General features: G+C 68.7%; 14 protein-coding genes. 6 read left to right on the forward strand and 8 right to left on the reverse strand.

The window, feature by feature from the left end; translation table 11 throughout:
* Window positions 1-93: 93 nt before the first annotated feature.
* Window positions 94-1,209: a mannose-1-phosphate guanylyltransferase gene (locus tag ABIE24_RS11780; protein ID WP_354499857.1), complete on the reverse strand. Its 1,116-nt coding sequence runs from the start codon at window positions 1,207-1,209 to the stop codon at window positions 94-96.
* A 182-nt stretch (window positions 1,210-1,391) separates the two neighbouring features.
* Here ABIE24_RS11780 and sdhC point away from each other — a divergent pair, with 182 nt between their 5' ends.
* Genes sdhC through ABIE24_RS11800 form a run of 4 tightly spaced genes read left to right on the forward strand, consistent with a single transcriptional unit; the run spans window position 1,392 to window position 4,871 of the window.
* Window positions 1,392-1,811: a succinate dehydrogenase, cytochrome b556 subunit gene (gene sdhC / locus ABIE24_RS11785; protein ID WP_502916275.1), complete on the forward strand. Its 420-nt coding sequence runs from the start codon at window positions 1,392-1,394 to the stop codon at window positions 1,809-1,811.
* Window positions 1,812-1,824: 13 nt separating this feature from the next.
* Window positions 1,825-2,274, forward strand: a complete 450-nt coding sequence (locus ABIE24_RS11790) for a succinate dehydrogenase hydrophobic membrane anchor subunit (protein WP_354499860.1) — start codon at window positions 1,825-1,827, stop codon at window positions 2,272-2,274.
* A 28-nt stretch (window positions 2,275-2,302) separates the two neighbouring features.
* On the forward strand, window positions 2,303-4,102 hold the full coding sequence (sdhA, locus tag ABIE24_RS11795) for a succinate dehydrogenase flavoprotein subunit (protein WP_354499862.1): 1,800 nt from the start codon (window positions 2,303-2,305) through the stop codon (window positions 4,100-4,102).
* 1 nt (window position 4,103) lies between these two features.
* Window positions 4,104-4,871 (forward strand): succinate dehydrogenase iron-sulfur subunit, encoded by a 768-nt coding sequence (locus tag ABIE24_RS11800; protein WP_354499864.1) that lies wholly within the window; start codon window positions 4,104-4,106, stop codon window positions 4,869-4,871.
* A gap of 525 nt (window positions 4,872-5,396) precedes the next feature.
* Here the strand turns inward: ABIE24_RS11800 and ptsP are convergent.
* From ptsP to ABIE24_RS11835, 7 genes are all read right to left on the reverse strand, one after another.
* Window positions 5,397-7,031 carry a phosphoenolpyruvate--protein phosphotransferase gene (gene ptsP / locus ABIE24_RS11805; protein ID WP_354499866.1) on the reverse strand — a complete coding sequence of 545 codons (1,635 nt, stop codon included), beginning with the start codon at window positions 7,029-7,031 and terminating at the stop codon, window positions 5,397-5,399.
* 53 nt (window positions 7,032-7,084) lie between these two features.
* On the reverse strand, window positions 7,085-9,358 hold the full coding sequence (locus ABIE24_RS11810) for a transglutaminaseTgpA domain-containing protein (RefSeq protein ID WP_354499868.1): 2,274 nt from the start codon (window positions 9,356-9,358) through the stop codon (window positions 7,085-7,087).
* Entirely contained in the window at window positions 9,355-10,749 is a 1,395-nt protein-coding gene (locus ABIE24_RS11815) for a DUF58 domain-containing protein (protein ID WP_354499870.1), read from the reverse strand. Before ABIE24_RS11815 ends, ABIE24_RS11810 begins: the two co-directional genes overlap by 4 nt.
* A 6-nt stretch (window positions 10,750-10,755) precedes the next feature.
* Entirely contained in the window at window positions 10,756-11,721 is a 966-nt protein-coding gene (locus ABIE24_RS11820; protein WP_354499872.1) for an AAA family ATPase, read from the reverse strand.
* 47 nt (window positions 11,722-11,768) lie between these two features.
* Complete coding sequence (locus ABIE24_RS11825; protein ID WP_354499874.1) at window positions 11,769-17,615, reverse strand: Ig-like domain-containing protein; 5,847 nt, start codon at window positions 17,613-17,615, stop codon at window positions 11,769-11,771.
* On the reverse strand, window positions 17,612-19,033 hold the full coding sequence (locus ABIE24_RS11830) for a serine/threonine-protein kinase (RefSeq protein ID WP_354499876.1): 1,422 nt from the start codon (window positions 19,031-19,033) through the stop codon (window positions 17,612-17,614). The genes ABIE24_RS11825 and ABIE24_RS11830 overlap by 4 nt, the downstream gene beginning before the upstream one ends.
* A gap of 100 nt (window positions 19,034-19,133) precedes the next feature.
* Window positions 19,134-20,183: an FHA domain-containing protein gene (locus ABIE24_RS11835; RefSeq protein WP_354499878.1), complete on the reverse strand. Its 1,050-nt coding sequence runs from the start codon at window positions 20,181-20,183 to the stop codon at window positions 19,134-19,136.
* Between the two features lie 196 nt (window positions 20,184-20,379).
* Here ABIE24_RS11835 and ABIE24_RS11840 point away from each other — a divergent pair, with 196 nt between their 5' ends.
* Window positions 20,380-21,231 (forward strand): exodeoxyribonuclease III, encoded by an 852-nt coding sequence (locus ABIE24_RS11840; protein ID WP_354499880.1) that lies wholly within the window; start codon window positions 20,380-20,382, stop codon window positions 21,229-21,231.
* Between the two features lie 75 nt (window positions 21,232-21,306).
* The gene (gene trpS, locus ABIE24_RS11845; protein WP_354499882.1) at window positions 21,307-22,308 is read left to right on the forward strand and encodes a tryptophan--tRNA ligase; all 1,002 of its coding nucleotides are present in this window, start codon (window positions 21,307-21,309) and stop codon (window positions 22,306-22,308) included.
* The last annotated feature ends 94 nt before the right edge of the window (window positions 22,309-22,402 follow it).

A 22,402-nucleotide genomic window follows, 5' to 3' on the forward strand; every position in this document is an offset into this window, starting at 1 on the left:
AGGTAGCCGGCTCCGTTTGTGCGGAGCCGTGGTGCCGCAATTCTCAACCGGAGAAAGGGCACCGGTCAACCCGGCCCGCGGCGACCGTGCCGCCTAGAGGACGTCGTCGCGTCCGGACAGTTTCAGCGCGTCGACGACGCTCTTGACCCGCTGCGCGTTCGCGCTCGTGGTCACCAGGAGGGCGTCGGGGGTGTCGACGACGACGATGTCCTTCACGCCGATGAGGCTGATCACGCGGCTGGTCTGGCTGACCACGATGCCGCTCGACGCATCCGACAGCACTCGTGCGTTCTCGCCGAGGATGGCGAGGTCGGTCTTGCGGCCGCTGGAGTTCAGTTTGGCGAGGGAGGCGAAGTCCCCGACGTCGTCCCAGTCGAAGTGGCCGGGCACGACGGCGAGCCGGCCGGCCGCGGCGGCCGGCTCGGCGACGGAGTAGTCGATGGCGATCTTGGTCAGGGTGGGCCAGATCCGGTCGACGGCGGGTCCGCGGGTTGCCGGGTCGTCCCAGACGGATGCCAGTTCCACCAGTCCCGCATGGAGCTCCGGCTGGTTGCGTTTGAGTTCCTCGAGCAGCACGTCCGCACGGCTGATGAACATGCCGGCGTTCCAGAGGTGGGCCCCGCCGGACACGTACTTCTTCGCGGTCGCGAGGTTCGGCTTTTCGACGAACGAGTCGACGAGGAGCGCCGAGTCGGCGCCGGGAACGTCGAGCGGTGCGCCGCAGTGGATGTAGCCGAAGCCGATCGCCGGCTCGGTGGGCTGGATGCCGATGGCGGTGATGTAGCCGGCGTCGGCGGTCGCGACCGCCTGGGTCACGGCGGCGCGGAACAGGCGGTCGCCGCGGATCACGTGGTCGGCAGCGAAGGAGCCGATGATGACGTCGGGTTCCCGGTGCGCGAGGATGGCGGCGGCCAGGCCGATGGCCGCGGAGGAGTCGCGGGGGTCGCTTTCCAGCACGACGTTGTGGTCGGCCAGGTCGGGCAGCTGGGATTCGACCGCGGCGCGGTGCGACCGGCCCGTGACCACCATGATGCGCTGCTCACCCGACAGGGGCACGAGCCGATCCCACGTGGCGCGCAGGAGGGTGCTGCCGGAGCCGGTGAGATCGTGCAGGAATTTCGGGGCATCCGCCCGTGACAACGGCCAGAGCCTGGATCCGATGCCGCCGGCGGGGATCACACTGTAGAAGCGTTCAAGAGGACTGGTCATGGTCCCCAGAGTACCGGCAGGCCCGCACGATGCCCGCCCGCCGGAATCTCTCGACGTCAAGATACTTAGGCTGGCCTTACCGGCGGACTGGTGCCCCCGGACCGTAGACTAGGGCTACGCGCCGTTGTGACGCAGGGCCGCTTCAGGCGGCCGGAACGCTTCAAGCTCAGGAGGGCCGTTCGTTGTCAGTGCAGACTGCTAGAACACCACCATTGGATTCCACCACGTCTCCACGCCCCTCGGGAACGCTGTACCGCGGTCGCGAGGGAATGTGGTCCTGGGTCCTGCACCGCATCACCGGTGTGGCCATTTTCTTCTTCCTTCTGGTGCACATCCTCGACACCGCGCTCGTCCGTGTCTCACCTGAGGCGTATAACGCGGTCATCGGCACCTACCAGACACCCATCATGGGCCTCGGTGAGGTCGCCCTCGTCGGCGCCATCGTGTTCCACGCCTTCAACGGCCTGCGGATCATCCTCATCGACTTCTGGTCGAAGGGCACCCGCTACCAGAAGGTCATGTTCTACGTCGTGATCGCCCTCTGGGTTCTCACGATGCTGGCCTTCACGCCGCGCCATCTCATCAACGTCTTCAGCCACTAGGAGGGGAAGCACAATGTCTGCAACTCTCGACGCTCCCCGCACGCCGCTCCGTCCCGCCCGCTCCAAGGGCGTGAACTGGGAGAAGTGGGGCTGGATCTACATGCGCGTCTCCGGTGTCGTGCTGGTCGTGCTGATCTTCGGCCACCTGTTCATGAACCTCATCGTCGGCGACGGCGTCAGCGCCATCGACTTCGCTTTCGTCGGCGGCAAGTGGGCCGACCCGTTCTGGCAGTGGTGGGATGTCGCCATGCTCTGGCTCGCCCTGATCCACGGTGGCAACGGCATGCGCACGCTTGTCAACGACTACGCCCGCGGTCCGAAGCTCCGCGCCGCGTTCAAGCTCGCGATCCTCGCCTCCGTCGGGATCCTCATCCTGCTCGGCACCCTCGTCGTCTTCACCTTCGACCCGTGCCCGGCCGGCCAGCCCGCCGACCTCCTTCCCTCGTTCTGCGCTGCAGCGTAACGACTAACTGAATATTTTGGACGCATCTGTGACTGTAGAAAACGACTCCACGATCATCGACGGAGTGCACTACCACCAGTTCGACATCGTGATCGTAGGAGCCGGCGGCGCCGGAATGCGGGCGGCCATCGAGGCCGGCCCAGGCGCGCGGACCGCAGTCATTTCGAAGCTCTACCCGACGCGCTCGCACACCGGTGCGGCACAGGGCGGCATGGCCGCTGCCCTCGCGAACGTCGAAGAGGACAGCTGGGAGTGGCACACGTTCGACACCGTCAAGGGTGGCGACTACCTCGTCGACCAGGATGCCGCGGAAATCCTCGCGAAGGAGGCCATCGACGCGGTCATCGACCTCGAGAACATGGGCCTGCCGTTCAACCGCACCCCCGAGGGCAAGATCGACCAGCGCCGGTTCGGCGGGCACACCTCCGACCACGGCAAGGCCCCCGTGCGCCGGGCCTGTTACGCAGCCGACCGCACCGGTCACATGATCCTCCAGACGCTGTTCCAGAACTGCGTGCGCCTCGGCATCAACTTCTTCAACGAGTTCTACGTGCTCGACGTGATCATGAGCGACGTCGACGGAGTGGAGCAGCCGGCCGGTGTCGTGGCCTACGAGCTGTCCACAGGAGACCTGCACGTCTTCCACTCAAAGGCGATCATCTTCGCCACCGGCGGCTTCGGCAAGATCTACAAGACGACGTCGAACGCGCACACCCTCACCGGTGACGGCGTGGGCATCATCTGGCGCAAGAAGCTTCCGCTCGAGGACATGGAGTTCTTCCAGTTCCACCCGACCGGCCTCGCCGGCCTCGGCATCCTCCTCACCGAGGGCGCCCGCGGCGAGGGAGCGATCCTCCGCAACGCGAGCGGTGAACGGTTCATGGAGCGCTACGCCCCGACCATCAAGGACCTCGCACCGCGTGACATCGTCGCCCGCTGCATGGTCAAGGAGGTCGCCGAGGGCCGTGGCGCCGGTCCGAACAAGGACTACGTCTACCTCGACTGCACCCACCTCGGGGCCGAAGTCCTCGAAACGAAACTGCCGGACATCACCGAGTTCGCCCGCACCTACCTCGGTGTCGATCCGGTGACCGAGCCGGTTCCGGTCATGCCGACCGCGCACTACGCGATGGGCGGCATCCCCACCAACAACAACGCCGAAGTGCTCCGCGACAACACCACGGTCGTGCCGGGCCTGTACGCCGCCGGGGAATGCGCCTGCGTCTCCGTGCACGGATCGAACCGCCTCGGCACCAACTCGCTGCTCGACATCAACGTGTTCGGAAAGCGCGCTGGGAACAACGCCGTCGCCTATGTTCAGACCGCTGAGTTCCTGCCGCTTCCGAAAGACCCGGCGAAGGCCGTGCGCGACGCGATCGAGGGCATCCGCAACAACCCGGGAACGGAGCGGATCGCCGTTCTCCGTCGGGAGCTGCAGGAAGAGATGGACAAGAAGGCTCAGGTCTTCCGCACCGACGAGTCGCTCGCCGAAGTCACCGAGATCATCGGCCAGCTCCGCGACCGGTACCTGAACATCGGCGTGCAGGACAAGGGCCGCCGGTACAACACCGACCTGCTCGAGGCCGTCGAGCTCGGCTTCCTGCTCGACCTCGCCGAGGTCGTCGTCTTTTCCGCGCGTAACCGCAAGGAGAGCCGCGGCGGTCACATGCGCGACGATTACCCGGACCGCGACGACGAGAACTACATGAAGCACACGATGGCGTACCTGACCGGCGACCCGCATTCTTCGGATGCCGCCGATCACATCCGCCTGGACTGGAAACCTGTCGTGATGACGCGTTACCAGCCGATGGAGAGGAAGTACTGACATGTCGACTGCCGTTCTTGACGAGGCCGCGCCGGCTCCGACGCCCGAGGTCATCGAGTCGTTCACCGTCACCCTCATCGTGCGCCGCTTCAACCCCGAGGTCGACGAGCAGCCGAAGTGGGTCGACTACGACGTCGAAATGTACGCGACCGACCGCATCCTCGATGCCCTGCACAAGATCAAGTGGGAGCAGGATGGGTCGCTGACGTTCCGCCGCTCCTGCGCGCACGGCATCTGCGGCTCGGATGCGATGCGTATCAACGGCCGCAACCGCCTCGCCTGCAAGACGCTGATCAAGGACCTCGACATTTCGAAGCCGATCTACGTCGAGGCGATCAAGGGCCTGCCGCTCGAGAAGGACCTCATCGTCGACATGGACCCGTTCTTCGAGTCCTTCCGCGAGGTGCAGCCGTTCCTCATCGCGTCGTCCAAGCCGGGCGCTGGCAAGGAGCGCGTGCAGTCGGTCGCCGACCGCGCCCGCTTCGACGACACCACCAAGTGCATCCTCTGCGCCGCGTGCACCTCGTCGTGCCCGATCTTCTGGACCGACGGCCAGTACTTCGGCCCGGCCGCGATCGTCAACGCGCACCGGTTCATCTTCGACTCGCGGGATGACGCAGCCAAGGTGCGCCTCGACATCCTCAACGACAAAGAGGGCGTCTGGCGTTGCCGCACGACCTTCAACTGCACGGATGCCTGCCCCCGCGGCATCCAGGTCACCCAGGCGATCGCTGAGGTCAAGCAGGCCATCATGCGCGGCAAGCCGTAGGGTTCGGTCCCCGACACCCCTCGCCCCTTCGGGAGCGGGGGGTGTCGTCGTTGGGGGCGGTCGGGTTGCCACACTCTGTCGCTCGCGGGCTTGAGATGCCACCTTTTGTCCCTCCCGAGCCCGTCGGGCGACACGTTGCGGCACCTCAGCGGTCGCGAGTAGGCCCACGGGTGACCGTGCGTTTCAAGGGACCTCGAATCCACCTCACATCGCCCGCGAGGAGCCTTCTGTGGCCAATCGATGGCCAGGATGCGCGCGCCAAGGCTCGAGTTGCCACTACCCGTCATTCGCGGGCGCGAGATGCCACACTCTGTCGCTCCCGAGCGCGTCGGGCAGCAATTCGCGGCATCTCGGCTCCCCGATGGAGCGAGGCTTCCCCGCGCGCGGGCCGGTCGACCGTGGCTTCGGCTCCCCCGTTCGGTTTGCCACAACCTGTCATGCGGGGGGTGAACTGCCAGACCTTGTCGCTCGCGAGTACTTCAGGCAGCAAATTGCGGCATCTCGAGGCCCTCTGCCGGGGCCACCTCAGGTGCGCACGGCCGCCCGCGCCTCGGCCGGCGTCGACGCGGCCAGCGCCCGCACGGCGAGAGCCCGCGCGTGTTCCAACGTGTGCTGGCGCAGCTCGGTGCGCACGTCGGCAAGGGCCGACGGCGCCATCGACAGGCTCGTGGCGCCGAGACCGACGAGCACCACGGCGAGCATCGGGTCCGCGGCCGCCTCACCGCACACGCCGACGGGCCGTCCCGACTGGATGCCGGCGTCTCCGAGCAGCTTCACGAGGCGCAGGACAGCCGGATGCCACGGGTCCTGGTACGACGCGACCGACCCGAGCAGGCGGTCGGCGGCGAGGGTGTACTGGGTCAGGTCGTTCGTACCGATCGACACGAAGTCGGCGATCCCGAGCACCTGCCCCGCCACCAGCGCACACGAGGGCACCTCGGCCATGACGCCCGCCACCGGGATCCCCATGGAGCGGGCCAGGGTGACGAAGTACCCGGTCTCGGCCGCGTCGGCCACCATCGGCGCCATCACGGCCACATCGGCGTCCGTCTCGGCAGCTGCAGCGGCGATCGCGGCGAGCTGGTCGCGCAGGATGGCTTCGTGCACGCGGGTGGCGCGGATTCCCCGCAGGCCGAGTGCGGGGTTGTCTTCGTGGCCGGTGGGCAGGAACGAGAGCGGCTTGTCAGACCCCGCGTCGAGGGTGCGGACAATCACCTTCTTGCCTCCGAAGGCGGCGAACACCGTGCGGTATTGCTCCTGCTGCTCGGCGACGGTCGGTGCGGAGTCGGTGCCGAGGAACAGGAACTCGGTGCGGAACAGGCCGACGCCCTCAGCGCCGCGCAGCAGGGCGTCCGCGATGTCGGACGGGCGTCCGATGTTCGCGAGCAGCGGGATGCCGGTTCCGTCCGCCAGCTTTCCCGGCCCGATCGGCGCCGCCACCCGGCGCGCGGCCAGCCGACGCTCGGCCGCGGCAAGGTCGTCCGGGGTCGGGTCGAGAATGACACTGCCGTCTGACGCGTCGACGAGGACCGTCGTCCCGTCGACGAGCGACGCGGCATCCGAAACTCCGACGACGGCGACGATCGCTTTCGACCTGGCGAGGATGGCCGTGTGCGACGTCGGACCCCCGCCGATCGTGACGAGCCCGAGGACCTTGGTGATGTCGAGGGCTGCCGTGTCTGCCGGGGCGAGGTCGTGGGCCACGAGAACGAACGGGTGGTCGACGTCGGGAACCCCGGGCGCCGGGACGCCGTGCAGTTGCGCGATGGCGCGTTGTGAGACGTCGCCGAGGTCCGACGCCCGCTCGGCCATGTAACCGCCCATGGAGATGAGCATCTGCTGGAACCCGTGGAACGCTTCGAACACCGCACGTTCAGCGGTGCGACCGGTGGAGATCCGCGAGCGGACGTCATCGAGGAGAGCCGGGTCCTGCGCCATCATCGACTGTGCGTCGAGCACACCCTTTGCCTCTCCCCCCGCGCGATCGGCCCGCTGGGCGAGGTCGACGGAGACGGCTTGCAGCGCCTGGGCCGCCCGGGAGAACTCGGTGTCGGCATCGGCGTCGCGGTGCCCGGTGCCGGGCTCCGGGATCGGGTCAGGCATGCGGACGACCGTGCCGTGGGCGATGCCACGTCCGACGCCGACTCCCTGTAACCGCATGGGTCTCCTTCCGGATTGAGTTCGACCCTACCGCTCAGAGCGGCTTTCGCCCCTCAGCGTCGACGGCCGCGCAGCGATCTCAGCGAACTCGCCGCGCGGAACCGCTGCCACCGCGTGCGACCGGTGGCGAGTGACCCTCGCAGGTCGTCGACGGCAGCCCAGACCCGGTCGGCGTCTTCGTGGCTGGGTCGTTCCCGCGAGAACGTCGCCCGGTCGGCGACGGATGCGAGGGCGTACGCGCGCTTGCCGCCAACGGCCTTCGCAACCTCCCGGCGGGTCGCGGACGGTGGGGCCTCGAGGCCGTAGTCGACGGCCGAATCCGCGAACTCCTGCCAGCCGCCGCGGATCCGGTCGGCCGGGTGTGTCCTCCTGCGCCTCAGCGTCCTGCGACGGCGCTTGGCCCCGATGACGGTGAGGAAGGGTGCCGCAAGAACCGCGAGGACGAGCAGGAGTCCGCCGGCCACGCGTGCGACGGCGAGCAGCGCGGCGAGGAACGGGTCGACGGCGATGTCTTCGTTCTGCTCGCTGTCGGCCGGAGGAACCCGGTCGATCTCTTCGTCCTCCTCGTCGAGCGGCGGCTGGACGATGGCCGGCGGTCGGGAGACCTTGCGCGGGTCTTCGGGTTCCTCCTCGGGAATCTCACGGACGACGGGCACGGGATCGGCGGTCAGCCACCGGCCGGTGGAGTCCTGCACTTCGATCCAGGCGCTGATGTCTCCCCCGGCGATGGTGACGGTCGCGCCCGTCTCCGTGGGCACGAATCCGACCACGACACGGGCGGGGAACCCGAGTTCCCGGGCCATGAGGGCTGCCGTGACGGCGTACTGTTCAGCGTCGCCGACCATCGGCGAGTCGGTGAGGAGTTCTTCGATGCGGTCGATCCCGTGGCCCGACCTGCTGTTCGGCTCGTCGGGGCCGATGCCGTGGCTGATGTAGCCGTCGGTTTTCAGCCCGTCGAGCATGGCCGTGAGGCGCGCGCCCGGGGCTGCGATGCCCTCGGTGTAGGCGTCGAGCCGGTCGGTGAGGGCGGCGGGCACGTCGTCGAACGGCGGGAGCTCCGCCGTGCCCGGGGCGATGTCCGCGAGTTCGGTCATCGACGGTGTCGGAGTCACGACCGAGGTCATCCGGTAGCCGTCGCCCGTCGTCAGTCCACGGACGACGGCGCTCGACCCGGTGACGTCGTTGTAGTAGAACGAGTCGGTGAGCGCGTCACGATTGTTGCCGCTGAATCCGATCTCGGCGAGGTGCCCGGCGCCGGGCAGCCAGATTCCCGAGTACCCGTCGACCACGACGGTCATCGAGACGCGTTCGCCACGAGCCGCCTGCTCCACGCGGTAGGGCACCCGCACGAAGGTTCCCGATGCGCTCGGGCTCTCCGGTCCTCCCACGCTGTACACGACCCCGTCATAGCTGTCGAGCGTGGCCAGGCGGAGGCGCCCGTCCTGCGGCATCCCGGACACCGTGAGCAGGGGCTGGCCGACGACGTCAGGGAGCAGGTAGCGGCGGAAGGCCGACAGCGGGCTCGGGTAGTCGCGCGGGGAGAAGGCCTGCTCGATGTGGCTGCGGATCACGTTGCGGGGTGCGTCGGGGACCAGGACGGATGCCAGCACCGCGCCGCCGCTCGTCGCGACGGCCAGGATGAGGGCGGCGCTCATCGCCCCGACGATCCCCGCGCGGCGGCGTTCGCGTCGGGACGGCGAAACGCTCGCCACGACGGCGGCGTGCCGCTGCAGCTGGGCGCGGTGCCTCAACCCGCGGAGCCAGATCAGCCAGCCCAGGGTGATCGCGGCGAGGCCGAGTCCGATCGCCAGGGGGAACCACGACTCGTCACGTCCGAAGGCGATCCCGAGAATCAGGAGCACGATCGGCCAGACCACCGCGATTTCGCCCCGCTTCACGCGGAGCGCAAGGGACACGGTGATCACCGTCGTGCCGAGGATGGCGCAGTACGCCGGAATCAGCAGGCCCTGGTAGGTCCCGACCGGCACGAGGATGGTCACGAGCTCTTTCCAGGCCGTCGCCGTCCCGGTCACCAGCTCCAGCAGCGCCTCCGGTTGCGGAAGGATGCCGGCGATCACCCGGTCCGGCATGGTCAGCGCCACACCGGCGACGAAGTAGACGAGAAGCGTGAGGGCGATCACGACGACGCCGTGCAGCCGGAACAACCAGCCCACCAGCGCGACGACCGTGCCGAGCAGGATCGCCCCGACACCGACGAGAACGAACTGCTGTGTCTGGTAGACCGGCCACCAGACGCTGGAGGCCACCGCGATCGCCACGACGGCGAAAAGCACCGTCGTGGGAATAGTGAAGGCCTGTTTGGTCATGCGCTCACCCGGGCCATCGACTGCTGCAGGTCTTCGAGATACCCGATCGTCAGAACGGTCAGCTCGCCCGCCCGTCTGACGCTCGGAACGATGTCGGGGTCGCAGATCACCGCGATGACCTCGACGCCTACCGGGAACTGTCGTGCGGCATGGCGAAGCGCTGTCACCGGAACCGTCGCACCACAGACGACGAACGCCAGCGAGATCCCGGCGATCGAGTCGGCGGCGACGCGCGCAAGGTCGGCGAGCGGGAGCGCGGTCTCGGACCTGTCGATCCGGCTCAGGTCGTCGAGCAGCCGGGTGCCGGTCACGGCGGCGATGTTCTTGACCGCGAGCAGGCGTCTCCGCGCAAAATCGGGGGTCGATTCGCTGGCGACGACCGACAGGGTCCTGGCGTCACGGATGGCCCGCACACCGAGCGACCCGACGACGCTCACCGCCATCTCGAAGTCCTCGTCGCCCGCGTAATCCTCGTCGGCGAGGCTCAGCGCAATCATCAGGTGGCTGCGGCGGGTCTCTTCGAACTGCCGCACCATGTACTGACCGGTCTTCGCGGTGCTCTTCCAGTGGATGCTGCGGAGTTCGTCCCCCGGCATGTACTCGCGCAGGGCGTGGAACGACACGTCGCTGGAGGTGAGGTCACGAGTCGGGTTGCCCTCGAGGTCGCGGACGAACCCGGTGCTCATGCTCGGCACCGAGATGGTGCGGGGGTGGACGAAGAGCTCGATCTGCTCGTCCCACACCCGTTCGCGCCTGACCAGGCCGATCGGATCGGCACGGATGGCGCGCACCGGCCCGACGGGAATCACGCCGCGGTGCAGGGCCGGCACGGTGAAGAGGTCCTCGTACCGTCCGGACGGCGACAGCGTCGGCACCTGGAAGTCGGCGAGCCCCTCACCGACCGGAACCTCGATCCGGGTCCCCGGCAGCAGCCGCCGGGTCGGGTTGGTGACGGTGAGCTGGCCGACGGCGCTCTCACCGGCGACCACCCGGTTCACCGGGACGGACAGTGTGGCGTCGTGTGAGGTGCGGCCGATGAGGAAAAGAACCGCAGCGACCATGACGAGCAGCCCCGCCCAGCCGACCGCCACGAGTTCGAGCCAGCCGAGCCCGTAACCGAGAAGGAACGCGATGATCACCGTGACGGCGATACCCCAGCCGAGGGGCGTGACGACGGCGGCCAGCGCCTTCCACCATCTCCTCGCCACGCGTCGCACCCGTCGCCAGGATCGGACGACGGCGACGATGAAGTCGGCGAGCGCTCCCTCCCGCTCCCCGACGAGGCGGGTCCTGGCGTTGACGAGCCGGGTCTCCCCCAGCACTGTCGGCGCGTCGGCGCGGGTGAGACCGTTCCTCTGGGTCGTCCCGCCCGCGTGCTTTCCCTTGACCATGTCGGCCTATGCCACCTGGCTGTCGCTGGGCGGCGGGGTGTCGATGAGTACCTGGGCGATGACGTTCGAGGGGTTCACTCCGTCGAACTCCGCTTCGGGGTCGAGGATCAGGCGGTGGGCGAGGACCGTGTCGGCGAGTGCCTTCACGTCGTCGGGGATCACGAAGGACCGGCCGGAGACCGCGGCGAGGGTCTTGGACGTGCGGATCAGCGCGAGGGCCCCCCGAACGCTCGCCCCGAGCCGGATCTCGGTGGCGGTCCGGGTGCCTTCGATGATGCGGGCGACGTAGTCGTTGATCGACGCGTCGACGTGCACGGTCGTCGCGAGGCGGGTCATCTCCGTGATGGTCGTCGCGGATGCCACGGGGCTGAGCACTCCGTTCCCGGCATCCGATCCTTCGAGGATGCGGATCGTCGACTGGTGGTCCGGGTAGCCGATCGACGTTTTCATGATGAAGCGGTCCAGCTGGGCTTCGGGGAGCCGGTAGGTGCCTGCCTGTTCGATCGGGTTCTGCGTGGCGATGACCATGAACGGCGAGGCGACCGCGTGGGTGACGCCGTCGACGGTGACGTGTTGCTCCTCCATCACTTCGAGCAGCGCGGACTGGGTTTTCGGGCTGGCCCGGTTGATCTCGTCGGCGAGCACGATGTTCGAGAAGATCGGTCCGCGGTGGAAGGCGAACTCCCCGCTGCGCTGGTCGTAGATGCTCACCCCGGTGATGTCGCCGGGGAGGAGGTCCGGGGTGAACTGCACGCGGTTCGAGGTGCCGGCGATGCTCTCGGCCATGGCACGGGCCAGCGACGTCTTGCCGGTGCCCGGCACGTCCTCCAGCAGCAGGTGCCCGCGGCTCAGAAGGGCGGTGAACGACAGCCGAATGACGTGGTTCTTGCCGAGGAGGACCCGCTCGACGTTCTCGACGAGCTGGTCGCAGACCCCGGCGAACCAGGTCGCTTGTTCGGGCGTCATCGTCATCTGGGCCTCTTCCGGGGATCGTCGGTGGCGAGCGGGTGCAGGAACCATCATGGCGTGAAATATCGTTTGACCAGTGTCGCCCCGTCGACCGGGACGCTGACGTCGAGCCACGCCTGCCCGTCGGCGGGCAGCGCGCTCAAGGTGCAGGAGTTCGGGCCCGCTGTTCCCGTGATGGCGGGGTCGTTGGCGGCGCCACAGGAGTAGGCCGCGGCGATCCCACCGTTCGGCGGGTCTCCGGTCCAGGTCCAGGTGGCGACCTCGGCTGCGTAGCTCAGGCCGTCGGGAACGAGCGTGATCGACGGGGTCGGTGCGCTCCCGGCGAGGGCTCCGCCGAACAGCCGGAGGTCGCCGTACTGACTGACCGTCCTGACCTCGAAGGAGACCGTTTCACCGAACCCCCCGCCGAGCAGCTGGCGCGGAAAGCCGGACCCGTCGAACGGCTGCCATGCTCCGCCCGGGCTGCGGATCTCGTAGCCGTAACCGGCCGGGGCGACCGACGAAATGTAATAGTCCCGCGTGTCCTCCTGCTCGTCGGTCCAGACCATGTCGCCCTGAATCGCCGTCACCGCAGGGGGCGACGGTCGCAGCGTGGCACTGCGGACCTCGGTGGCGACGCATCCGGCCCGGTTGTGTCCCCACACGACGAACGAGTACGCCGTGTCGGCGGCGTCCAACCCGGCGAACGTCGTACTGGTGGTGCCCGGGGCGGTTGACCGTGTCTCCAGCGCATTCGCGCCGCCAGGAGCGGTCGGCGAACCTGGCGCCGGCGACGAGACCGTGCAGGCAGCAGCACCGGAGGGCGCCTCACCTGAACTCAGCAGCTGAACGTAATAGCCGGCGATGGCGTCGCCGTTGCCGGCGAACGCGTCCCAGCTGACGGTCACGGTGCCGTTCGCTGCGTTCCCGTTGACAGCTATGCCCCCGGCACGGGGTGCGCCGTACGGTGTTCCGGCCGCTGACGCCGAGTTCCAGGTCGACAGGGCGGGGTACGCGTCGTTGCGGGCGGAAACCGAGAACGGCACCGATGAGCCGTTCGCCAACCCGCCGACCTCGTACGAGCACAGGGAGGACGAGCACCGGCTGGCGCTGACATCCACGGGCGCCGCCCCGCCGACGGTGACGACGTAGTTCTTGACCGAGCTTCCGCGCCCGGCGGACACCGGAGTCCAGCTGATCCGCAGCCCGCCGTCGAGCGGCGCCGCGGTGAGGCCGGTCGGCGCGGGGGGAATGACATCGGACCAGACGGGCTCGGGCAGCCCCTGGGCGTCTGACGCTCCGATGCCGTTGATGGCGGAGATCCCGGCCCGGACCGCGTTGTCGCGCCCGTTCCCGGGGGTGGGGATGTCACACGTCGTCGATGCGCAGCTGGTCACCCCCAGCGAGGCTCCTGATCCGGCATTGAACAGTTCGACGCTGAAACCCGTGATCGGCGAATTGTTGGCCGCACCGGGCTCCCACGCGAGCGAGACGGATGCGTCGCTGAACCCGGTCACCCGCACGTTCGCCACCGGGTCCGGTCGGTCCTGCACCGAGATCTGCACGGTGCCCCAGGCGAACCGCGACGGGTCGCCCGTGGCATCCGCGACCTGGTACTGCAGCGTCGTGTCTGCCGCCGCCGCCTCCCGGCCCACCGTGACGCTCAACCGGCGGTTGTCGCCGCTCGGGGAGACGGTGACGCCGGCAGGGAGCGCCCCACCGAGCCCGCTGACGGCGACGACGCGAAGCGGGGTCGAGGGGAACGGGTTGGCTGCCGCATCGTTTTGCAGCACGTCCACCTCCGCGGTCGTGCCGCGCTGCACCGTCACCGTGTCGGCCGCGGGAACGGCGATCGGCCGCGTCGAGGGTGTCACGTTCAGGACGATCCGCCCGGCCGAGCCCTCGTTCACGGCATCGCGGACGCCGATCAGGATCCCTCGTTCGGCCCCGACCGGCAGATCCTCCGCGGCCGTGAGGGTCAGGACCTGCCCGGAGATGGTGGCGGTGAATCCGGCGGGTCGAGGGTCGAGGATCGTATAGACGAGTTCGTCGACGTCGTCGGCGTAGGGGTAGGTGGTGAGCTTGGGCAGTTCGATGACCTTCTCCTGCCCCGGCTCGAAGTCGAGCTGCCCTCCGGCGAAGACCGGCGGCTGGTTGTCCCTGGGAGTGACGGTGATCGGCAGCACGATGGTGGCGACGCGCCCGTCCGGGTCGGTCGCGCTCGACCCGTCCGTCACCTCGAACGACACCGATGCCGGGCCGAAGTACCGTTCGGCGCTCGTGTAGGTGATCGTGTCGGCGTCGGTGACCAGTTCGCTCCCGTTCGCGTTCGTGGCCCGCACGTTGGCGGCATCCGTCAACCGCACGTCCTTCCGGCCCGCCGCGAGAACGTAGTCGTTGATGTCGATGGTCACCGGTTCGCCGCTCATCACCGTGATCGGTTCGACGCCCGCGCGCAGCTGCGGCAGGGCGTCGTCGAGTCCGGGCACCCAGATGAACGCGGTGGCGCTGATGTCCTCATCATCGGGGCGGCTGACGGTGAAGGGGATGATCTGGGACGTCTCGGTCACGGTGACGCGCACGCGCTTGTTCGCCAGGACCTCGGCGCTTCCGTCGGCCATCGGGAGCGAGACGGAAAGACGCGACACCGGGCCGTCGGCGAAGAACACCCGCGACAGAACGCTGACGTCGATCGTCGACGTCTCGAGGATGTCGTCGAGGGTGAGGACGACGTCGGCGGGAACCGGGCGGGCGAGGGGCGCGTCATCCCGCGTCACCACGGTGAGGAAGTTCGTCGACGTGTTGCCCCAGCGGTTTTCGATCTCGTAGACGAAACCGAACCGGCCCTCGGCATCCGGCACCGTCACCCGCACGAGTTCCCCGTCGATCCTGGCGGTGGCTCCGTCCCCGGTGGGAACGACGGATGTCACGGTGAGGGTTCCGCCGTCTGGATCGGAGTCGTTGGCGAGGACCTGGACGGCCACGGTGCTGTCAGGTCGGGTGACCAGCTCGTCCGCCACCGCGATCGGGACCCGCGATCCGTCGAGTTTGCCGCTCACCCCGATGCGGACGGTACCGGTCGCCTGGCTGCCCAGCGCGTCGATCACCGTGTAGGTGAAGCTGTCGGTGCCCGTCGAGTATGCGCCGGCTTCGTAGTCGAACCAGTCCTCCCCCGCACCGACGACCGATCCCTTGTCGGGGTTGGACGCCTGCCCGACGAGTTGCACAGAGTCGCCGTCAGGGTCGATGCCGGAGAGCGGGATCGAGATCCGCACCCGCTCTCCGCTCAGCACGCGGGCGATCACGGTCCGGGGAACGGGGGCTGCGTTGTTCGCCGCATCGACCTCGCGCACGTTCAGCGTCACCACGGCGTCTGCCCACTGGCCGTCGGGAGCGAGCGCGCGGTAGGTGGCGGTGAAGTTTCCCGGCTTGTCCGGTGCGAGGTACCGGAGCACCCGCTCGGAGGCGAACAGGAGGCCCGCGTCGTCCGGGAGGCTGGTGCTCAGCGTCGGGTCGAGGTCGAGCGTTTCCCCGTCCGGATGGGTGTCATTCTCGAGGACCGGGATGTCGATGGCGTCACCCACGCGCACGGACACTGTGTCCGGGTAGGCGACCGGCGGCTGGCGCACGGCCGGGGTGGGGATCTGGATCACGGTGACGGTGCCCGTCGCCTCGGTGGTGCCGTTCGAGACGCGGTAATTGAACGAGACCGGCGCGTCGAGCGGCATGGTCAGCGTGACCCGGAGGATCCGTTGTTCGAGGATCTCCACCCGGAGACCCGACTCTTCAGGCACGTTGAGCACGCCCGTGACGACGAGAACGCCGCCGGCGGGGTCGAAGTCACCGGCGAGGACGTCGACGCGTTCGGTGCTCTGTTCGCGGATGTATGCGGTGTGCAGCACAGTGACCGGCGCGGCGGCGGCGTCCGGCGGAGCGATGACGTCGATCCTGACGATTCCGGTCTGGGTGCGGTTGCCGTCGGTGACGGCGTATTCGAGGGTGTGGGTGCGCGCCTCGGAACTCACGAAGCGGAATGTGCCTCCGTCGTAGTCGGGCGTGATCGTCGCCCCGGCTTTCGCGGGCACGTTGACCAGGCGCAGCGGACCGGATCCACCGCGCACGTGCGGGAGCGGGGACACCACGACTTCCTGCCCGGCATACGCGAGAACGGGGAACGGCTCAGCGATGATCGGCACCTCGCCGGGAGGAGACACGGTCACCGTGAACCGCCCGGAACCGTCAGCCGTCCCGTCCGAGACCACGAGCGCGATCTCCTTCAGCGTGCCGCCGGCGCCCGCGTCGGTGTAGATCACCGTGCCGTCCGGTGTGAACTGGACCTGATCCGGGGCGGGGACGCTCGCCTGCGTCAGGTAGAACGGGTCACCGTCCGGGTCGACCCAGTCTCCGAGCGTCGACGCGGTGAACCGGCCGCCGGCGGCGACCGACGCCTTCGACGTGCGCACCTGGGCGGGCGGACCGTTGTCGTCGGACGCTTTCACCGAGAGGGTGACCGTCGCCGTGGACGAACCGCCCCGGCCATCGGTGATGGTGTAGTCGAACTGCAGCTCGCCGACGGCATCCGGGGCCAGCGTCACCTGCAGTTGCTGGGCGTTGTTCACCAGGTCGAGCCTGCCCGACGACTCGGCGAGCGGCGTGAACCTGCTGATCATCAGCACGTCACCGTTCGGGTCGATGTCGTTCAGCAGGACCGGAAGGGGAGAGGTCTTTCCGGCCCGGGCGCCCAGCGCGTCCGGCACGGCGGTCGGCGGGAGCTGGGTCTGCTCGTACTCGGGCGGGGTGTCCTCCTGGTTGTCGTCGATCTCCTGCTCGTTCTCGTCGACCCGGATCAGTTCGTCCCAGTTGTCGATCAGCTGGTTCTCGGCCTGCACGGCCCAGGACGCACCGGAGGCGGCGTCGTTGAGCACGACGTGGTCGCCGTTGGAGCGGAACTGCAGGCTCGAGCTGCCGGCGGTGCCGATCCTCGTCTCCCCCGTGGACCGGCCGCATCGTTCGAACACGTCACCGCCGGACCAGGCCGCGTAGTCGCAGTCGGCGACAGTGACCGGGCGCACCGGTGCCCCGGAGGTGCCGGTGACGACTTCTGTGGGCTCTCCGCCTGACATCGGGACAGACAGCAGCCCGCCGTCGATGCCGAGGAGCACCGCGGAGCCGGTCGCCGACGGCCGTGGGAGCACCGCTCCGGCGGCGGCGCCCAGGTCGACCGTGTCCCCGCGCACGATCAGCCGGTTGCCGTCGACGTCGAGCAGCACGGGGTCGGAGCCGATCGACGTCAGCTGGAACTCGTCGGCGTCGTCCCCGACGTCGACCCGGGTGGTCGCGCCAACGGTGTCCTCGCCGGCGGCGACCCGGTACAGCTCCGCGGCGTCGGGAGAGAAGACGAAGAGGGCGCCGGTGGGAGCGACAGAGCCGATCGCTCCGGGCCCGAACGAGAGGGTGGGGTCGGCTTCCGCGTCGAAGGTCGGCAGGTCGTCGACAGGGACCAGCCAGACGTCGCCGTCGGCGAGGACGGTCACCCGGCCGTCCGCGAGGTGCACGTCGGTCGTCCCCGGCGGGAGGGGAACGCTTTCGACGATGCTCGCCGTGGCCGGGTCGATGATGTCGAGGGAACTCCGGCCGGCGTTGAGGAGCAGGACGGTTTCGCCTTCCTGCAGGACGTCGAGCTGTTCGGACTCCGCCTTGATGCCGGCGTTGAGTTCGAAGACCTGCGTGTTCGCCCGGCCGACGGCCTGCCGCTCCTCGTTGACGACCCAGACCGCCCCGTCACCGAGGTCGAGCTGCTCCGCCCGGTACCCGGTCGAGATGACCGCGATGGTGGCGATGAGCGCGAAGAGCGCTGTGCTGCTCGTCAGCGTGGCGATGACGGAGCGCCGTGACCGGAACCACTGCCGGAACATCATCCGCTGCCCTCAGGAATGTCGACGCATTTCTCGGCGCTCGGCGGGCCGAGTTTGCCCTCACGGTTCACGAGCACGGTGACGCAGACCCGTTCGCCGGGTTCGGCGTCGACGGTGAATTCGGCGGCGCGCTGGATGCTCGGGATCCCGCCGTTCGGGCGGATCTCGTAGGAGTCCGAGGCGTTGATCCCGGGGTCCGCCCAGGTGAACTCCACACTCGAGTCCCGCACCTCGGCGGAGATGTTCGCGACGGTCGGGATGCCGCTCCCCGGCGAGAGGCGGACGACGACGAACACCGTCGTCACGGCGAGCAGCATCACCAGCGCGGAGCAGGCGACGATCGCCAGCGTGAAGGACCGGCTGAGCGGTGCCGCCCGGCGAAGCGGGCGGCGGTCGCTGAGCGGGGTCGCCTCGGCAGTCGCCAGGCGGGTCGCTCCTGGCTGCCGTGTGGCATCCGGGTTCCGTCGCCGTCGGCGCCCGGGTTCGACCGTGCGGATCGGGTTGACGCGTGTCCGGTCGTCGGCGTCGTGGACGGGGCTGAAGATCCAGTCGTCGACGGCGACGTCCGGCTGGGTCGGCGGGAGCCCCAGCTCGGCCTCGACCGCCTGCAGTTCGTGGATGAGCTCCATGGCCGACTGCTGCCGTGCCTCAGGACGGCGCGACATGGCGCGGGCGAGGACGTGTTCCAGCCGGTCGGGCACGTCGTCGCGGGCGATGGGCTGGGGTTTGCCCCTGCTCGCCCGGGTGATCAGGTCCGCCGAGGTGTTGTCCTGCCCGGGCAGCTCGAACGGCGCGCGCCCGGCGAGCAGCGAGTAGATGGTGGCCGCGAGCGACCAGACCTCGCTCGCCACCGTTCCGTTGGTCTCGTTCTGCAGCACCTCGGGCGCCGACCAGGGAATGGACATCCCCACCGTCTCGTCGGGGTTCGATTCGCCGACCGTTCCGGCGATGCCGAAGTCGCTGAGCACCGGGTTGCCGTACGCGGTCATGAGGATGTTGGACGGTTTGATGTCGCGGTGCAGCACCCCGGCCCGGTGCGCGGTCTCGGTCGCACTCGCGATCTTGATGCCGATGCGAAGGGTTTCGGACACCGACAGCGGTTCGTCGCGGTAACGCTGCCCAATCGACGACGAACAGAGTTCCATGACGAGGTACGGCCGGCCGTCAGCCGCGACGCCCGACTGGTACACGGTCAGGATCGCGGGGTGGGCGCTCAGCTGGGCCATCAGGTCGGCCTCCGCCTGGAACATCCGGCGCACGTCGGCGTTGACGTATTCGCTCAGCATCACCTTGACGGCGACCTGGCGCCTCGGGTTGTCCTGCTCATAGAGGAACACGTCGGCGAACCCGCCGGAGCCCAGGATGCGCACGAAGGAGAAGCCGGGCAGCTGCGGCGGCTGGGATGGCAGGCGGCGGGACACAGGCCTCTCCCTTCCTTCGATGGTGTGGAGGGGAAGGCTCGATTGCAGGTCGATCCAAGGGATCCCCTACCTTCCCAGTGTAAGTAAAGCCCCGTCGGGGCTATACCCCCGGCCAGGGGGGCAAGATCTCGATGACGTTGCCGTCGCCGATGTCGATGAAGGTGCCGGGGGCCACGACGACGGACTCGCCCTGGCGCAGGCGACGCCAGTGGCCGTGCGGCGGGATGACGGAGGTTCCGTTCGTGGATTTCAGGTCGGTGGCGACGATCGAGTCGCCGATCTGCTTGATCTCGAGGTGGGTGGCGGAGACCGATTTCGACCCGGAGACCACCGGCACGAGCCGGGAGGGATCCGGCAGGGGGATGCGCGGCTGACGCGGGTTCCTGCCGAAATAGTGCACGGCATCCAGCGGGTAGGCCTGGCCGCCGTTGATGCGGAACCCGTAGAGCAGGGTCTTCGGGTCGTCGGGAACGAGCGGCGCCTCGCGCAGGACCGTCTCGTCCTGGATCGGCGGGGCGATGTCGCGGCGCAGCACCGTCTCGCCGTCGTGACGCATCGCCGGGTCGTCCTCGGGCCGGACCCGCTGCGCGGGCGGCCGGATGATCGTGTGGGTGTCGGCGGGCGCAGGACGGAAGTGGGACTGCGCTGGAGGCACCGGTGACGCGGATGCGGCGGCATCCGCTCGGGCAGGAGCAGCGATCGACCCTGGATCGGCGACCCAGTCGATGCGGTTGGCCACGATCACGCCGGAGCCGAGGGGAAACGACACACCGGAGACCGGGGACCCGGGCTCGCCGGTCAGCCCTCCGGCTGCGACCGCCTCGACACCGCTCAGTTCGTCGCGCCGCCAGGGCTGGTCGCCCGAGGTGATGCGGGTCCACCGTCCGCCGGTGTGCGCGTCGACGACCGCATCGCCGTGGACGAGGAGCTTCACGCTGCCGTTTCCGCTGGACCGTTCGAGGGCGACGAACGAGGCGGGTTCGCCGCCCGAGGTGTTGGGGATGACGCGGAGGGCGTCCTCGAAGGTCGTCGACGGCGAGCAGACCAGCGACCAGAGCCGTTCGACGATCGCCGGTTCCGACGGCGTCCTCAGCGCCACCAGGAGCTTCTCGCCGACGATGTAGATCCAGGGTGTCCCTGTGTTCGTCATCGCGTAGCGATAAGCGGACGGCTGTTCGCGTTCTGCAGTATTCACGGTGCCCCTCGAGAAAACGGTGCAGGCGACTCCCCCGCGCACGGGCCCCGCACCTGTGCTCCTATTCTGCCCCCTGACCCCGATTTTGGGCGACCCACTTGACGCATAGCGCCTTGCTGGCGGGCTCGGTGCCCTGATCTAAGCTGGATTCATGTCGTCTCCCGCCACCGTTCGCATCGCCTCCGTCAACACCAACGGGGTCCGCGCGGCTTTTCGCAAGGGAATGGGCGACTGGCTCGACGCCGCGAAAGTCGACATCCTCGCCCTGCAGGAGGTCCGCGCGGCGACCAGCGACCTCGAGGCGCTTTTCGGCCCGGACTGGGACATCCTGCACGACCCGGCCACGGCAAAGGGCCGGGCCGGCGTCGCCCTGCTCAGCCGCAACAAGGCATCGATCCACCGGGTCGAACTCGGCGCCGTGGAGTTCGACAGCGCCGGCCGCTGGCTCGAGGCCGACTACGACGTCAACGGCTCGATCATCACGGTCGTCTCGACCTACGTGCACTCAGGCGAGGACAACACTCCCAAGCAGCTCGAGAAGTACAAATTCCTGGATGCCATGACCTCCCGGCTTCCTGAGCTCGCCGCCCACTCGGAGTACGCGGTGGTGCTCGGCGATCTGAACGTCGGCCACCGTGAACTCGACATTCGCAACTGGAAAGGGAACGTGAAGAAGGCCGGCTTCCTGCCGCAGGAACGCGCGTACTTCGATCGGTTCTTCGGTCCTCTCGGCGAAGACGTCGCCTGTGTGGACGGCACGGCCGGTCGCGGCCTGGGCTGGGTCGACGTCGGCCGCACGTGGGCGGGCGAGGTCGATGGCCCGTACACCTGGTGGTCCCAGCGCGGCCGCGCCTTCGACACCGACACCGGCTGGCGGCTCGACTACCACGTCGCCACCCCGGCTCTGGCCGCCACCGTCGTCGACTACCGCGTCGACCGGGCGGCCAGCCACGCCGAGCGATGGTCCGACCACGCCCCCGTTCTCGTCGACTACGCGATCTGACGCTGACGCCACCCGCGTGGCATCCGCCTGACACTGACCTTTCGCCCGCCAGGGCACACCAACCGAAGGACCCCCATGACCAAGCCCGTCCTGTTCTCAGGAATGCAGCCATCGAACGATTCGCTCCACCTCGGCAACTTCGTCGGCGCGCTGCAGCAGTGGGTTGCCCTCCAGGCGGAGTTCGACGCGTACTACTGCGTCGTCGACCTGCATGCGCTGACCAGTTCACCGAACCCGGACGAGCTTCGTGCGCGTACCCGCTCGACGGCGGCGCAGTACATCGCCGCGGGGATCGACGCGGCGAAGAGCACGCTGTATGTGCAGTCACACGTTCCCGCCCACGCCCAGCTGTCGTGGGTGCTCAACAACATCACCGGGTTCGGCGAGGCCGGCCGGATGACCCAGTTCAAAGACAAGTCGGCGCGGTTCGGGGCCGACTCGACCACGGTCGGGCTCTTCACCTACCCGGTGCTCATGGCCGCGGACATCCTGTTGTACCAGACCAACGTCGTGCCGGTCGGCGAGGACCAGCGCCAGCACCTGGAACTCTCCCGCGACCTCGCCGGGCGGTTCAACAGCCGGTTCGGCGACACCTTCCTCGTGCCTGAGCCGATCATCCTCAAGGAAACGGCCAAGATCTACGACCTGCAGCACCCTGGGGCGAAGATGTCGAAGTCGTCCGAGAGCGAGGCCGGGCTGATCAAGGTGCTCGACGACCCCAAGGTCAATGCGAAGAAGATCATGCGCGCGGTGACCGATGACGACGCCAGCATCCGGTTCGACCGGGAGACGAAGCCCGGGGTCTCCAACCTGCTCACCATTTTCTCGGCCATGTCGGGGTGGACGATCGACGCGATCGTGGACGAATACGCCGGCCGCGGCTACGGCGACCTGAAGAAGGGTGTCGTCGACGCGGTGAACGCTGTCTTCGAGCCGGTGCGCGCCCGCACCCTCGAACTGCTCGACGACCCGGCCGAACTCGACCGGCTGCTTGCCGTCAACGCGGCGAAGGCGAACGAGGTCGCCGAGAAGACGCTCGCGCTGGCGTACGAGCGCGTGGGGCTCCTGCGCCGCTGACCCCGGAGTGGCTTGCGCATAACTCCGCCGATCCGTGGCAACCAGCGGGCGGAGCACCAAACGTTCCGGCGGTCGACCCCGGATGCCACGCCGA

It is taken from the genome of Mycetocola sp. 2940 (assembly GCF_040548835.1).
In the GTDB taxonomy this organism is placed as follows: Bacteria; Actinomycetota; Actinomycetes; order Actinomycetales; family Microbacteriaceae; genus Mycetocola_A.